Origin of the sequence: Pantoea sp. EA-12, from assembly GCF_030053355.1 — a bacterium.
In the GTDB taxonomy this organism is placed as follows: domain Bacteria; phylum Pseudomonadota; class Gammaproteobacteria; order Enterobacterales; family Enterobacteriaceae; genus Pantoea; species Pantoea vagans_C.
The window spans coordinates 552,312-566,437 of sequence record NZ_JASGBY010000002.1 but is presented as its reverse complement, the minus strand read 5'-3'; the positions used below and the strand labels follow the sequence as shown (position 1 = coordinate 566,437).

At 53.3% G+C, this 14,126-nt stretch carries 11 protein-coding genes and 1 rRNA gene; 3 read left to right on the top strand and 9 right to left on the bottom strand.

The annotated features are described in order from the left end of the window. Positions 1 to 241: 241 nt before the first annotated feature. Together rrf and QMZ30_RS05295 are read left to right on the top strand one after the other, a co-directional pair. Positions 242 to 357 (top strand): 5S ribosomal RNA (rrf, locus tag QMZ30_RS05300). Positions 358 to 614: 257 nt separating this feature from the next. Continuing rightward, positions 615 to 1,919, top strand: a complete 1,305-nt coding sequence (locus QMZ30_RS05295) for an MFS family transporter (protein ID WP_283226621.1) — start codon at positions 615 to 617, stop codon at positions 1,917 to 1,919. A gap of 3 nt (positions 1,920 to 1,922) precedes the next feature. Here the strand turns inward: QMZ30_RS05295 and QMZ30_RS05290 are convergent, their stop codons facing one another. From QMZ30_RS05290 to trxC, 5 genes are all read right to left on the bottom strand, one after another. Further along, complete coding sequence (locus tag QMZ30_RS05290) at positions 1,923 to 2,243, bottom strand: YfiM family lipoprotein (protein WP_283226620.1); 321 nt, start codon at positions 2,241 to 2,243, stop codon at positions 1,923 to 1,925. 3 nt (positions 2,244 to 2,246) lie between these two features. After that, a complete protein-coding gene (gene pssA, locus QMZ30_RS05285; RefSeq protein ID WP_283226630.1) occupies positions 2,247 to 3,602 on the bottom strand; it encodes a CDP-diacylglycerol--serine O-phosphatidyltransferase in 1,356 nt (451 codons plus the stop codon). Positions 3,603 to 3,718: 116 nt separating this feature from the next. Next, positions 3,719 to 6,376: a bifunctional acetate--CoA ligase family protein/GNAT family N-acetyltransferase gene (locus tag QMZ30_RS05275; protein ID WP_283226629.1), complete on the bottom strand. Its 2,658-nt coding sequence runs from the start codon at positions 6,374 to 6,376 to the stop codon at positions 3,719 to 3,721. A gap of 76 nt (positions 6,377 to 6,452) precedes the next feature. Further along, entirely contained in the window at positions 6,453 to 7,157 is a 705-nt protein-coding gene (locus QMZ30_RS05270; RefSeq protein ID WP_283226619.1) for a tRNA-uridine aminocarboxypropyltransferase, read from the bottom strand. A gap of 76 nt (positions 7,158 to 7,233) precedes the next feature. Next, positions 7,234 to 7,653: a thioredoxin TrxC gene (gene trxC / locus QMZ30_RS05265; RefSeq protein ID WP_039333564.1), complete on the bottom strand. Its 420-nt coding sequence runs from the start codon at positions 7,651 to 7,653 to the stop codon at positions 7,234 to 7,236. 156 nt (positions 7,654 to 7,809) lie between these two features. Here trxC and QMZ30_RS05260 point away from each other — a divergent pair, with 156 nt between their 5' ends. Continuing rightward, positions 7,810 to 8,928, top strand: a complete 1,119-nt coding sequence (locus QMZ30_RS05260) for a tRNA/rRNA methyltransferase (RefSeq protein ID WP_039333562.1) — start codon at positions 7,810 to 7,812, stop codon at positions 8,926 to 8,928. A 39-nt stretch (positions 8,929 to 8,967) separates the two neighbouring features. Here QMZ30_RS05260 and emrB read toward each other — a convergent pair whose 3' ends face one another. The 4 genes from emrB to proX all read right to left on the bottom strand — a co-directional run bounded on the left by emrB (position 8,968) and on the right by proX (position 14,106). After that, complete coding sequence (gene emrB, locus QMZ30_RS05255; RefSeq protein ID WP_283226618.1) at positions 8,968 to 10,506, bottom strand: multidrug efflux MFS transporter permease subunit EmrB; 1,539 nt, start codon at positions 10,504 to 10,506, stop codon at positions 8,968 to 8,970. A 14-nt stretch (positions 10,507 to 10,520) separates the two neighbouring features. Further along, positions 10,521 to 11,693, bottom strand: coding sequence for a multidrug efflux MFS transporter periplasmic adaptor subunit EmrA (emrA, locus tag QMZ30_RS05250; RefSeq protein ID WP_283226617.1), 1,173 nt, complete (start codon positions 11,691 to 11,693; stop codon positions 10,521 to 10,523). A gap of 149 nt (positions 11,694 to 11,842) precedes the next feature. Beyond that, the gene (gene mprA / locus QMZ30_RS05245; protein ID WP_039333557.1) at positions 11,843 to 12,373 is read right to left on the bottom strand and encodes a transcriptional repressor MprA; all 531 of its coding nucleotides are present in this window, start codon (positions 12,371 to 12,373) and stop codon (positions 11,843 to 11,845) included. Between the two features lie 737 nt (positions 12,374 to 13,110). Continuing rightward, the gene (gene proX, locus QMZ30_RS05240) at positions 13,111 to 14,106 is read right to left on the bottom strand and encodes a glycine betaine/L-proline ABC transporter substrate-binding protein ProX (RefSeq protein WP_283226616.1); all 996 of its coding nucleotides are present in this window, start codon (positions 14,104 to 14,106) and stop codon (positions 13,111 to 13,113) included. Positions 14,107 to 14,126 lie beyond the last annotated feature (20 nt).

Sequence of the window (14,126 nt, the reverse complement as noted above, 5' to 3'; positions counted from 1 at the left end):
GTGCAGCGATGCATTGAGCTAACCGGTACTAATGACCCGTGAGGCTTAACCTTACAACGCCAGAGGCGTTTTTGAGAGACAGATTTTCAGCTTAGTTCACCGGATTAAGTCCAGTGGATTTTGTGCTGTGACAAGGCGGCAAATGAGACGATGTGAAGGAGCATACATAAGTATGTGACTGAGCAGCGCGAATGCAGCAACGCAGTCAGAGTGCAAAATACGCGGACGAAAACAGAATTTGCCTGGCGGCTTTAGCGCGGTGGTCCCACCTGACCCCATGCCGAACTCAGAAGTGAAACGCCGTAGCGCCGATGGTAGTGTGGGGTCTCCCCATGCGAGAGTAGGGAACTGCCAGGCATCAATTAAGTGAAGAAGCCCTGAACGAAAGTTCAGGGCTTTTTTACGTCTGCAGATCGATGAATTCACGTCTGTAGATCACTGAATGCACGTCTGCAGATCGCTGAATTTGCATGAAAATCAGTGAAAATCTCACCCTAAAACCCCTTTCAGCATCACAATTTGTAATATCCAGCCCGTTATATTTCCCGAAACCGACTCACAAATGCTTTAATCAATCCTTTGGCATTAATTTATCGCAAGGAAAGAGGTAAGACATGACTGACTCACTACAACAAAAAATGGCACCGTCAGAATCGGTGGCAAGTAGCAAACAACGCATCTGGGCGATTGTTGGCGCATCTTCAGGCAACCTGGTCGAATGGTTCGACTTCTACGTTTACTCGTTTTTTTCACTCTATTTTGCTCATGTATTTTTTCCGAGCGGTGATACGACCACGCAATTACTGCAAACAGCCGGCGTATTTGCTGCGGGTTTCTTGATGCGTCCGATTGGTGGCTGGCTATTTGGTTACATTGCAGACCGACATGGGCGTAAAAACTCCATGCTGATCTCCGTCTGCATGATGTGTCTGGGATCGTTAGTGATCGCCTGTCTACCGGGCTATGGTGAAATTGGTGTGGCGGCGCCGGTGATCTTATTGCTGGCGCGTATGTTTCAAGGGTTATCGGTGGGAGGGGAGTACGGTACCAGCGCTACCTACATGAGTGAAGTAGCACAGGAAGGCCGTAAAGGCTTTTACGCATCCTTTCAGTACGTCACGCTGATTGGCGGCCAGCTGTTGGCGGTGCTGACTGTCGTGGTTCTACAGCAGATATTGAGTGATGAAGAGCTACGCAGCTGGGGTTGGCGCATTCCATTCTTCCTGGGCGCGGTATTGGCTGTTGTCGCGCTCTGGTTGCGTCGCTCACTGAATGAAACTTCCGAGAAGAAAAATCGCGAACACCGTGATGCTGGCAGTATTGTTGGTCTACTTCGCAACCACTCTCGCGCTTTCCTGATGGTGCTCGGGTTTACTGCCGGTGGTTCGCTCAGCTTCTATACCTTCACTACTTATATGCAAAAGTATCTCGTTAATACCGCAGGTATGGATGCGCGCAGCGCCAGTGGATTGATGACTGGTGCGTTATTGGTCTTCATGTTGATACAGCCGATCGTTGGCGCGCTTTCTGACAAGATTGGTCGTCGATCTTCAATGATGATCTTTGGCGCGGGTGCGGCGATTTGTACTGTACCAATCCTGATGCTGCTGCAGAATGTTCAAAGCAGTTTCGCCGCGTTTGCGTTGATCATGCTGGCGCTGATCATCACCAGCTTTTACACCGCCATCAGTGGCATCCTTAAAGCGGAAATGTTCCCACCAGAAGTCCGTGCGCTCGGCGTGGGCCTGTCTTATGCAGTGGCGAATGCGATCTTTGGTGGTTCGGCAGAATATGTGGCGTTACTGCTAAAGAAAGAGGGAATTGAAACCAGCTTCTTCTGGTATGTCTCGGCGATGGGCGCGTTGGCGTTTCTGGTTTCGCTTATGCTGCATCGTAAAGGCAAGGGCATTTCGCTGTGATGATTACTGGCTCAGATTCCACAGTACAATGCCTGTCGCTGCACCTGCCACATCATAGCTGAGATCCTTCCAACTCCAGCCGCTCCCTGCTGAGCGGCTGTCATACCATTCTTTTCCCACACCAAAACTTAGTGAAAACAAAAAGCCAAATCGCAGATTCTGTCCCCGTCCTTGATGCTGATGTTGGGAAATTTCGCTGCCCGCAGCGGCCAAAGCAGCAGAAGAGAAGAAGTGCTCCGCTTTATCTCTGCCAGTCCAGTTATCCTGCGCCACATGCGCACATCCACTACAGCTTAAAACCACGCAGAGGATGAGCGCACGCATCGGTTACAACAAGCGGCTGATTAAGCGGTCAATACGGATACGGCGCAAACGGCGTATCAGCTTGCGGACTTTCGCTGGGTAATCAGAAATGCTCTCCAGCTCGCGGAAATGCTTAACTACGCTGGTGTGCTGGCGAATCAGAGCCAGCTCTTTCTCGCGTTGCTCAGCCAACTCATTTTTGGGATCGTGAATCAGCACCGCGTTTTCCAAATCCAGTCGCCATGCGCGAGGATTAAGGTTATTGCCGGTGATCATCATCCACTCATCATCGACCCAAATTCCCTTGAGGTGATAGCTGTTTTCGCCATCTTTCCACAAGCGCACCGTAAGCTGACCGTTATTCACGTAATACTGCAACCGGCTCAGGAAACGTCGCAGGTTGATCTCATACAAATAGGGCAGGGCACCGATGATTTTAAACGGCTGCTCAGGTGGGATGTAAAAGTCATTAGCGGTTTTATCACCGATGATGATCTCAACTTCTTTACCCTGACGCAGTAAATGGATCAGGTTACGCACCAGAATGGCTGGCAGGTTGAAGTAAGGAGTACAGAGTGTCAGTTTACGTTCTGCGCAGGGCATCAGGTGGAAGATGGTTTTGTTGAGTAAGCTGCGTTTACCCAATCCCACCAGTGGCGTTACGGCCAATGACTCGTTATCGGTATCCCCGACGTACTGATAGTTAAAACTGCGCAGATCCTGGCGGAACTGACGGGTTTCATTTTTAATTTCAGGGCTTGATGGGCGTTCGGTTTGATCGAGACGATTAACCGCATCAGACTGCTTAAGATTCTCGCAAATCCAGGCGTAAAGCGTATCGGCAAGCTTTGGATTACGAATCAACTGGTAGCGGTCATAGCGATATCGATCATGTTGATGCAGATAAACATCATTGAGACTGGCACCGCTATACAGCAGCGTATCATCAATGATAAAGCCTTTCAGATGCAGTACGCCGAGTGCCTCACGGGTATTCACCGGGATGCCATACACCGGAATTGCGATATCTGGATGTTGGGCGGCCATTTCGCAATACCAGTCGGCGTTAGTCAGCCCACGCGCGGCACCAATTCGGCCTCGCTGCGCACGATGCCAGTCCACCAGAATGCTGATGTCCAGCTCTGGACGAGCCTGGCGCGCAGCGTAAAGCGCCTGCATCACCCCACGGCCACCGTCATCGTTTTCCAGATACAGCGCAGTAATGCAAATGCGCTTCTCTGCCGTGGCAATTTTCGTCAGCAGGGTCTCACGGAACTCGGCAGGCGAGTAAAGCGTGGTTATATCTGACACGGATTGTGACAGTTTAGGCAGCTGTGCGAGGTGTTGTTGGTGTTTATTGCGTTTGAATTTAGACAACATCACAGTGCACTTCTTCTCTGTTCATTGCATGGCCTTTTGCCATCAAATCATGATCCTAACGTTAAATAATAACATCAACCGGCATGATAAGGAGGATTTTTACCTTTCTGTACAGGTCAGCCCTGGGATTCGCCGAGCGGCAAATTCAGACTGACAATCCCATCATCCAATTGAATATTCACACGAAAATTGAGTTTTCGTGCCAGCGTAATCATGCCGGTGTTGTGTGGCATGGTGATACCGTTCAATTGTTGCAGGCCATGATCGCGCGTGTAGCGGATCATCTTTTCCAGCAAACGTCTGCCCATACCGAGCCCTTTCAGGTCGGAACGCACCAATACAGAGAACTCGGCATCAATGTTATCGGCATCAGAAATGGCACGCGTCACCCCAATAATCTCTTCGCTGTCGTTGTGTTGACGTACGGCAACAATCGCCATTTCACGGTCATAATCGATTTGCGTCATATTCGCCAGGTCTTCATGGGTGAACTCGTTGATCTCACTGAAATAACGATAATAGAGGTCTTCCTTAGTCACCTGGGCGATAAAGGCGCGCAGCTGCGGCTCATCTTCTGGCAGAATCGGCCGGAACAGACAGTGCTGGCCATCTTTCAGTTCGACCTGCTCCTCGAGATGATGCGGATAAGGGCGGATAGCCAGTCTGGTCTCGTTATCGCCGTTAAAGGGGGCTAACTGGAGAGTGACATCCAGTAATGTGAACTCATCGGCGGAAGCGAGCAGGGGATGGATATCCAACCGCTGGATTTCCGGGCAATCCACCACCAGGTTGGAAACCTGAACCAACAACTGGCTAAGGCCCGCGATGTCCAGCGGGCGTAACGCGCTGCGGCTGCGCACTTTGCCACTTTTCATCGCCTGAATCACCAGGTAACGCGCCAGCGTCATGTTCAGTGGCGGCAGGGCAACGGCAGCCTGCTTATCCGGTTGCCACTCCACGCCACCTTCACCCAGCATAATAATGGGGCCAAACAGCGGGTCCTGTTCCACCACCACGCGAAGTTCCTGTGCGCCAGCGCGGTTCGCCATACTCTGCACCAGCAGCCCATCGATGCGTGCATGTGGATGGGTATGACGCACACGATCAAAAATGGCCTCTGCCGCCTGTTCGACTTCAGCCGCACTGCGCAGATAGAGCATGACCCCCTGAACGTCCGATTTATGCGGGATATCGGGTGAGCGCAGTTTAAGCGCCACGGGATAGCCGATCTGGTCGGCGATGCTGGCGGCTTCCTGGCTATCGCTCGCAATCCACGTTGGCAGCGTCGACAAATCGTAGGCTTGCAGCACGGGTTGGACTTCGTGGGTATCCAGCGTGGTGATTCCCTGGTCCAAGGCTTGTTGAATCAGCTGATGCGCCTGTGCGCTATTTTGCGTCAGGCCGACCGGTAGTGCCGGGGTTTCGCGCAGCTGTTTCTGGTTCCGACGATACTCAACCTGATGCATAAAGGCAGTGACAGTGCCTTCAGGCGTACGCCAGGTTGGAATGCCGGCTTGAGTAAAGGCACGACGAGCCGCCTGAGAGGAGTATTCACCACACCAGTTGGTGAGTAGTGTCACCTGCTTGCCACGGGGGTGTTTCGCCACCGCGGCAATGATCTGATCGGCCGTTTCGCTCGCTGGGGAGACGGCGCTCGGGGCATGGATAATCATCAGTGCATCGAGTTCGTGGCTATCCAGCAGTTGCTCAATGCAGGCGACATAGCGTGCCGGTGTGGCATCGTCCTTTAAATCCAGCGGATTGCCCCGTCCAACCCCTTCCGGTAGTAATTCCGCGAGCGCCTGCAAAGTGTCTTCACTCAGCGTGGCCAGCTTGCCATTACGCGCATACAGCTCATCCAGTGCCAGTGCTGCAGGCGCTGCGCCATTACTGACGATCATTAAACGGTCGCCCTTCAGCGGGCGCATATGACTCAGCGATTCGACCGCGGTAAACAGTTCATGCGTATCCTGCACACGCAGCAGACCTGCACGCTGAATCGCTGCATCCCAAGCGGCATCCAGTCCGCTGCGCGTACCGATCATGGCCTGCGCCTGATGGCTGCGTCCGCTTTTAATCACCAGAATCGGTTTATTACGCGATGCACTTCGTGATGCTGAAACAAAGCGGCGGGCGTCGCTGAGATGTTCGAGATAAAGCAAGATGGCGCTGGTTTTGCCGTCACGTGCGAGGAAGTCCAGCAGGTCATCCACGTCGATATCCAGACTGTCGCCCAAGGCGATGAACCAGGAGAAGCCCAGATTGCGCTGTTGCGCCCAGTCAAGAATGGTGTTGGAGACCGCCGCCGACTGGGAGATAAATGCAATACGCCCCTTAGCGATGGGTACGGGAGAGAAGCTGGCGTTCAGTCCCTGCCATGGGGCTAACAATCCCAGGCTATTGGGACCGAGCAGGCGGATTTGCCACTGGCTGGCGCAGGCTTTTAATTCTTCTAGCTGGCTGGCAGGAGCGGAAAGAATGATGCAGGCCTTGCAGCCTTTTTCACCCAGTTGCTGTAGTAGCTCGAGATTTCGTTTGGCATGAGTACAGATGATGGCGAGGTCGGGCGCAAACGGCAGGCTGGCAATATCCGGCCAGGCCAGTACACCGCTGACTGCTTTGTACTTTGGGGTTACCGGCAGCACCGGGCCGCTAAAACCACCAGCCAGCAGGTTACGCATCATAAAGTAGCCGGCGCGTCCCGGTTGTACCGACGCGCCAATTACCGCAATGGATTTAGGTCGTAACAGTGCTTCCAGACCACGTTGGCTCATCATCCGCTCCTGACATCAAGACTGGCATGATTGTAAACGCTTTTTAGTCTACTTGCCGACTCGTGGATCGCAGGCTTTAGATTTCGCTATTCAATAGTGATTGCTGATAGTGCACAGGATGGTGCGGTTTCCCGGCCAGATACGCATGGCGGAAATGCTCGAAATGCTGCTGAAGCGCTTGTGCAGCCTGGATATCCCCAGCCTGTTCCAGCAGCGCGGCAGCCACTTCAGCGGTGCAGTGCTGCCCTTCGCCGTGGGCTTCACGCAGCGTATAGCGTGAGGGGGTAGAGACATTCAAGGACATCACCGGAAAGGCATCCAGCCACGGGCTTTTGCGGAACATCTTGCGCGCTTCGGTCCAGGTGCCATCCAGCATAATAAACAGTGGCGGCTTGCCCGTGAGCGGTGGCGTGGTGAGCACTTCACGCTCGGCATCGGCATAAGAGCCTGGAAACACCACCAGCGGTTGATAATCGGTGGTTTTCATCAACGCCAGCAGGGCTTCATCCGGTTCAGTGCGTGACCAGCCAAATGCCAGCGTATCATGCAACACATCGGCAATCAGACGCCCGGTATTACTCGGCTTCATCGGTTCGGTGTCGAACATCACCAGACAAAAACGACTGCGCGCTTGCTGCGGCTGCAGCGTGGCACACAGGCAGTTTTTTTTCGGTAGCAGGCAGCGCTGGCAGCGCAACACGCGGTTACCTCGGGCGAGAAACGGGCGTGTAGCACGCGCTAAACGTTGCGCACGTAAGCGCAGGACGGCATTTTCAGACATAGGATCGCAGGCAGGAAAAACGACAGTGTAATGGATGCCACAAAGCAAGACCAGCACAGGGCTGGTCTCAAAAGGGTTACAGTGACTCGTCGAGCCACTCGTTGAACGGCGCTTTAGGCATGGCACCGTTCAGCATGTCGACCATTTCGCCATTTTTAAACAACATGATGGTAGGAATGCTGCGAATACGGAAACGCGCACTGAGAGTGGGTTCAGCCTCGGTGTTCACCTTCACAAAACGCACTTTGCCCCGACGCTCGTCGGCGACATCTTTAAATACAGGTGCGAAATTGACGCACGGACCGCACCAGGGCGCCCAGAAGTCGATGACCACCGGCAGGTCGTCCTGCAAATATTTATCCAGCGTGGCGGCGGTGGCATTCGCAACTTCACCATTAAACAATTGCTCACCGCAGCGACCACATTTCGCGCCATCGGTAATACGCTCCTCGGGAACGCGATTCGTTGCCTGACAGGAGGCACATACAGTATTCATCGTCACCTCTAACCGGACCTGTAAATATCATGATTGTCGGACATTATGAAAAGGTTGAGTGCTATGCTCAATCTGGATTGCCCAATAGGTTCAATAGTTGATAGCTAAGCACCGACACATCAGGTAATCTTCGCGCTCTCAATGCTGGAGGAACAGATGAACGACGAATTTAAAGGCAAAAGCGGCAAGGTAAAAGTGATGTATGTACGTGATGAGGATGCAGGGCAAAAGCCCAATCCCCGTACCGGCAAAGGCGGCCGTCCTGCTGCGCGCCAGGAAGATAATCGTCGTTCTGGCCCTCGCAGCGCACGTAATAATGAAGAGGGTGGCCGTAGCGGCGCACCAGCGGGGCGTGGTTCCGCTCAGCGTGATGCGCGCAACAGCGAACGTGGCCGCAGCTTCGGTCGCCGCGACGATCGTGATGACAACCGCAGCTTCGGTGATTCGCCGTGGCGCACCGTTTCACGCCCGCCAGTGGCCGATGACAGCCAAATTGATGACGCAGCAAGCAACAAGCCAGTGATTGATCCCGAGCAGATCCGTCGTCAGCGTCAGGAAGAGACGCGCGTATATGGTGAGAATGCTTGTCAGGCGCTGTTTGCCAGCCGTCCGGAAAGCATTGTGCGTGCCTGGTTTATCCAGAGCGTGACGCCACGTTTCCGTGAAACCCTGCGTTGGTTAGCGGCCAACCGCAAAGCTTACCATGTGGTGGATGATGCCGAGCTGACCAAGGCTTCAGGCACTGAACACCACGGTGGCGTGTGCTTCATTATTAAGAAGCGCATGGGCATGGAAGTGTCCGAGTGGCTGAAAAAGGCCGATACCAAAGATTGCGTGCTGGCGTTGGAAGATGTCAGCAACCCGCACAACCTGGGCGGCATCATGCGTAGCTGCGCCCACTTCGGTGTTAAAGGTTTGCTGGTGAACGATGCCTCTCTGCTGGAATCGGGCGCGGCAGTCCGCACCGCAGAAGGTGGTGCTGAGCATGTTCAGGCGATCAGTGGTGAAAGTTTTGCCAGTGGCCTCGAAGCCTTCCGTAAAGCCGGTTACACCATCGTCACCACATCCAGCCATGAAGGCACCCCGCTGGCGAAAGCTGAGCTACCAGCGAAGATGGTTTTGGTGTTGGGCCAGGAGCGTGAGGGGCTGTCTGACAGCGCCTTCCAGCAAGGCGATATCAGCCTGTCGATTGGTGGTACAGGCAACGTTGAAAGCCTCAACGTGTCGGTCGCAACCGGTATTCTACTGGCAGAATGGTGGCGTCAAAACGCATAAAAGAAAACGGGCCGCTCAGGCCCGTTTTTATTTGCAAACTTAGTGAGCGCCACCGCCGCCACCGCCCGCACCAAATGGCGGACGCGCAAACCACACCAGCACCAGCAAGATTAAAAACACCCCTGCCGAAGCCCAGAAGATCTCATTCGCTGAGATAATCAGGCCCTGATTGGTAATTTGCTGCGCGATATAGGCTGAAGCCTGCTGCTGCGTCATGCCCATACTTTGCAGTTGGTCATACATCTGCTGCGAATTAGGGTTGAACGGATTCACCGATTCCGACAGATAGCTGTGGTGCATCGATTCACGGTCAGTCCACATGGTGGTGGTGATCGAGGTCCCGATAGAACCGGCCAGCGTACGCACAAAGTTCGACAAACTGGATGCCGCCGCCATACGCTCTGGCGGTAATCCCGACAGCGTAATGGTGGTCAATGGCATAAAGAAGCAAGCCACGGCAAAGCCCTGAATAAACTGCGGCCACGCCGACGCACCAAAATCCATTCCCGGCTCAAAGGTGTAAGCGCGCCAGTAGAAACAGACGGCGTACATGATAAAGCTGAAGGTCACCAGGCGCCGCATATCCAGCTTGTGGGCGAAACGACCGATAATCGGCGACAGGATCACCGGGATAATCCCGACCGGAGCCGACGCCAAACCTGCCCAGGTGGCGGTGTAGCCGTATACCTCCTGCAACAATTGCGGCAGAAGCACGATCGAGCCGAAGTAGAGCATATAAGCCAGACTGATCGACAAACACCCAATGGTAAAGTTGCGCTTTTTAAATAGCGACAAATCAACTATAGGATGGTCATCGGTCAGCTCCCACACCAGCAGCACCAACAGCGCCACCACGGCGACCACCGCCAAAACAACAATCTCTGTCGAGCTAAACCAATCCAGTTCTTTACCGCGGTCCAGCATCACCTGCAGTGAGCCAATCCCCACCACCAGCAGCACCAGGCCGACCATATCGATCGGGCGAATTTCCGTTTTGGTTTCACGGCCGCGCAGGGTTTGCAGTGTCAGTAACACCACCACCACACCGATCGGCACGTTGATAAAGAAGATCCAGCCCCAGTGGTAGTTATCACTGATCCAGCCGCCCAGAATCGGACCGCAGATCGGTGCCACGATCACTGTCATCGCCCACAACGAAAGCGCCACACTGCGCTTCGCGGGGGGATAGTTATTCAGCAGCAAACTTTGCGACAGCGGAATCAACGGACCAGCTACCACTCCCTGGATGACGCGGAAGAAGATCAGCATCTCCAGGCTCTCTGACATGCCGCACGCCCACGAAGCCAGCACAAACAGAATGGTTGACCAGGTAAACAGCTTCACCTCACCGATACGTTTGGCTAACCAACCAGTGATCGGGATCGAGATGGCGTTTGCCACCCCGAATGAGGTAATCACCCACGTGCCCTGTGAGTTCGAGGCACCGAGGTTACCAGCGATCGTTGGGATCGCCACGTTAGCGATGGTGGAGTCCAGCACCTGCATGAACGTTGCCAGTGATAAGGCAATGGTCATCAGGACCAGCGGCGCTCCCTCAAGCGGTTTTTGTGCCATCACAGCCTCCCGCGGAATTAGTCGGCGTTGGCACGAACGATGTCAGTAATCAGCTGATTAACCGGCGCAAGGTCGATTGCCAGTGCATTACTTTCATAAGCGGCTTGCGAACGCACGCTGCTGGCTAATGTGGCACCGTCTTTATTCTGGGTATCCACTTTCACCAGGGTAGAGAGGCCAATACGCAGCGGATGCTCAGCCACTTGCTGTGGGTCCAGCTCAATACGCACCGGCAGGCGCTGAACCACTTTGATCCAGTTACCCGTGGCGTTCTGTGCCGGCAGCAGCGAGAAGGCGCTACCGGTACCCATATCCAGACCCACGACTTTACCGTGATACTCCACATCATCGCCGTAGATGTCGCTGACCACCGTAGCCGGTTGGCCAATACGCACGCCAGACAGTTGCGTTTCTTTGAAGTTGGCATCAATCCACAAATTGGTGGCAGGCACCACCGCCAGCAGAGGCGTGCTGGTGGAGATCTGAGAACCTACCTGTACGCTACGACGTGAAATGAAGCCATCAATCGGGCTGCGAATGTCGGTACGCTGCAACGCCAGCCAGGTATCACGCAGCTCGGCCGCGGCTTGCTTCACCGCCGGCTGGTTAGCCAAATCGGTATTCAGGATCATCGCCCGGTTCGCATTGTATTGCTGAACGGCGACATCCAGTTGCGCTTTTGCGGTCGCAACGGCATCACGTGCGTGTTGCAACTCTTCCCGGCCAATCAGATTCGAGGCACCCAGCGGTATGCGGCGTTGCAGGTCGGCTTCAGCCTGATCCAACGCCGTCTGCTGCAGTTTAATGGTGGCCTGATACTGCTTACCATTAATCATCAACTGATGAGTCTGACGTACGCTGGTGGCCAGCGCAGTCTGTGCTTTTTCAAAAGCCTGTTCCGCATCGGTTTTATCCAGCGAGACCAGCACATCGCCTTTTTTCACGCGGTCAGTGTTATCAAACCAGACTTTATTCACGCTGCCGGAAACCTGCGCCATCACCTGCACCTGGTTTCCCGCAACGTAGGCATCATCGGTTTCCTGGAAATGGCGCAACACCAGATACCAGTAAGCCAGATACGCCACGCCAATCAGTACAAACACGATAGCCAGCAGGATCAGCACACCTTTGCGCTTCTTCTTTTTATTCGCTGGCTGTTGCGGGCTTTGAGCTTCCGCTGTCGCACTCATGTTGTTCTCCACGTTTTCCATTTGGTCGGGATGTGTCGATCCATCAACACGGATCTCCGAGTCGAAAAAGCCAGCGTTTTAGACGCTGGCCGGATAAAAGGGGATTAAAATAGCGATTTCGGAAGGTGATTGTGTCGCACTTCTTGCTATTAGCGCGACAGGGAAGCGATAACCTGATCTTCGTCCATCTTATCAAGGCGGTTAAGCAGCTTACGCGTAATCGACTCCAGCTGATCCTGCTCAGAGGTAGAGAGCGAGGACCACAGATACTGCAAACTTTGATGCTGTGGTGGCAGCAGCTGACGTAAGAAATCATTACCTTTCTCGGTCAGATGTAAATGCAGGCAGCGGCGGTCATTTTCACTCTCGCGACGCTCAATCCAGCCACGTTTTTCCAGTTCATCGGCAATACGGGTGGCATTGGTACGTGAAGAACCCAGTGCGGAGCTCAGTTCTGACGGCTGAATGCTCTGATTTTCCTGCGCATCCAGGGTGATCAGCGCCATGAATAAGGTCTCGTTAATTCCCTGCGCCTTCAACATCTTGTTGCGGTTATCCAACAGTTTGCCCTGCATATGCATGCACAGGCGAGTCAGGATGATTTCCTGCAACGGAAAATCTTTATGGCGGTTAGCACGGATGTTTAGCATCTGTTCAATGGGGGAAAACGAACTTTCCATTTTAAAAAAAACCTCTTAGTTGCAACTGGTATAGTAAGGATGGTGACAGATTAAGCGTAGTCATATTTTCCGCCAGTGATTGTTCGCACGATCACATTGTCAACATCTGGCGTCCAGGTCATTCCGTAACCCTGGGCACTTCGCCCTGACAACTCGCCACTTTGCATGGTCACATTGTCATCAATTCGCCTCGCGAAACCTTTTTGTGAATAAATAATTTCGCGAGAAAAAATAACTGTGGTGAATAACTGTGCTGCTAACCATAACAAACTCAATCATCAATGAATAGTATCACTCACTATTTTGGACGTGTCTTTACGCTTTCTAAACACTTTTATGAAAAATGTTATGATTATAAATCAATTGGTTAATATGACATTGCTTGGCGTTCGGCCCGAAAAAATGGTGCCATTGAAAATGACGATTTTTGTGAGTGATCTGACGTAATTTCACAATGCGAGGAGGTTGCGCAGTGTTACCGATGAAACCGGCAAGAGAGTCAGCAAGCAGAAAAGCGCGAACAGCAGACATCAATGCAGCTAACGCGTGATGGCGTTGCAGTTTGATGGCGTTCATTGCGGCAGAAAGGTGTCAATAATCATATATGGGTAATAGTAACCCAAAAAATTATTACAATGGTGTGTTAATTAACAGGACGTACCAGTGCGCTATAGCGCACATTTGGTCGCGGCAGGGCGGTTAAAGCTTCAGGGGCGGCCTCCAGGCCGCCCACGACATTACTTCGCAGCAGCCTGCGCGTCTTGAATCCACTTATCAAACTGGGCCTGATGGCCTTTGATCCAGCCATCAACATGGCTGTTGATATCGGCTTCAGAAGCATGGCCTGCATGCATCGCGGCATTTTCGGCATTGATATCAGCCAGTGGCAGTTTCATCTCAGCAAACAGCTTGGCAGCAGCCGGATTCTTCTCCGCCCAAGCCTTATTCGCCACGATATGCATGGTGTTCACCGGGAAACCATAGTTCATGCCGTTAGGCAGTTTGGTATCCACTTTGCTTTGTGCGCCTGGCATTGAGGAGAACGGCACCTGCAGCCATACCACATCTTTGCCCGGCTTCAGCACGTCGCTCACCCAATACGGGGTCCAGGTGTAGTACAGAATCGGTTTACCCTGTTTGAAGCGCGTGATGGTGTCGGCGATCATCGCCGAGTAATTCCCCTGATTGTGCTCAACGGTGTTACTCAGCTTATAGGCATCAATCTGGTGGTTAATGACCGCCTCGCAGCCCCAGCCCGGCGTACAGCCGGTGAGATCGGCTTTACCGTCACCGTTGGTATCAAACAGCTTGGCGATTTTAGGATCTTTCAGCTGTTCGATATTGGTGATGTGATATTGGTCAGCCGTTTTTTTATCGATCAGATAACCCTGGGCCGCACCGGTCACATAGGTGCCCTCGCGGTAAAACTTCTGATCGCCACCCGCTGCGGCGTACATATCATCGTGCAGCGGTTTCCAGTTAGTCGCCATAAAGGTGGCGTCACCGGCGGCGATGGTGGTGTACGCCACGTTGTAATCCACTTCACTCGGCTTATCGACGGTATAACCCAGTTTTTCCAGGGCGCGGCTCACCAGCAGCGTCTGGAAGGTCTCTTCGGAAATGGTGCTCTGAGCAGGCTTAACGGTGATGCCTTTACCTGGAAGGTCGGCGGCGGACACGTGCGTCGCGGCAAACGTCGTCAGGACGGCGGCGAATAGAGTTGTCTTGCGCATAGTCATTCCTTATTTTACGT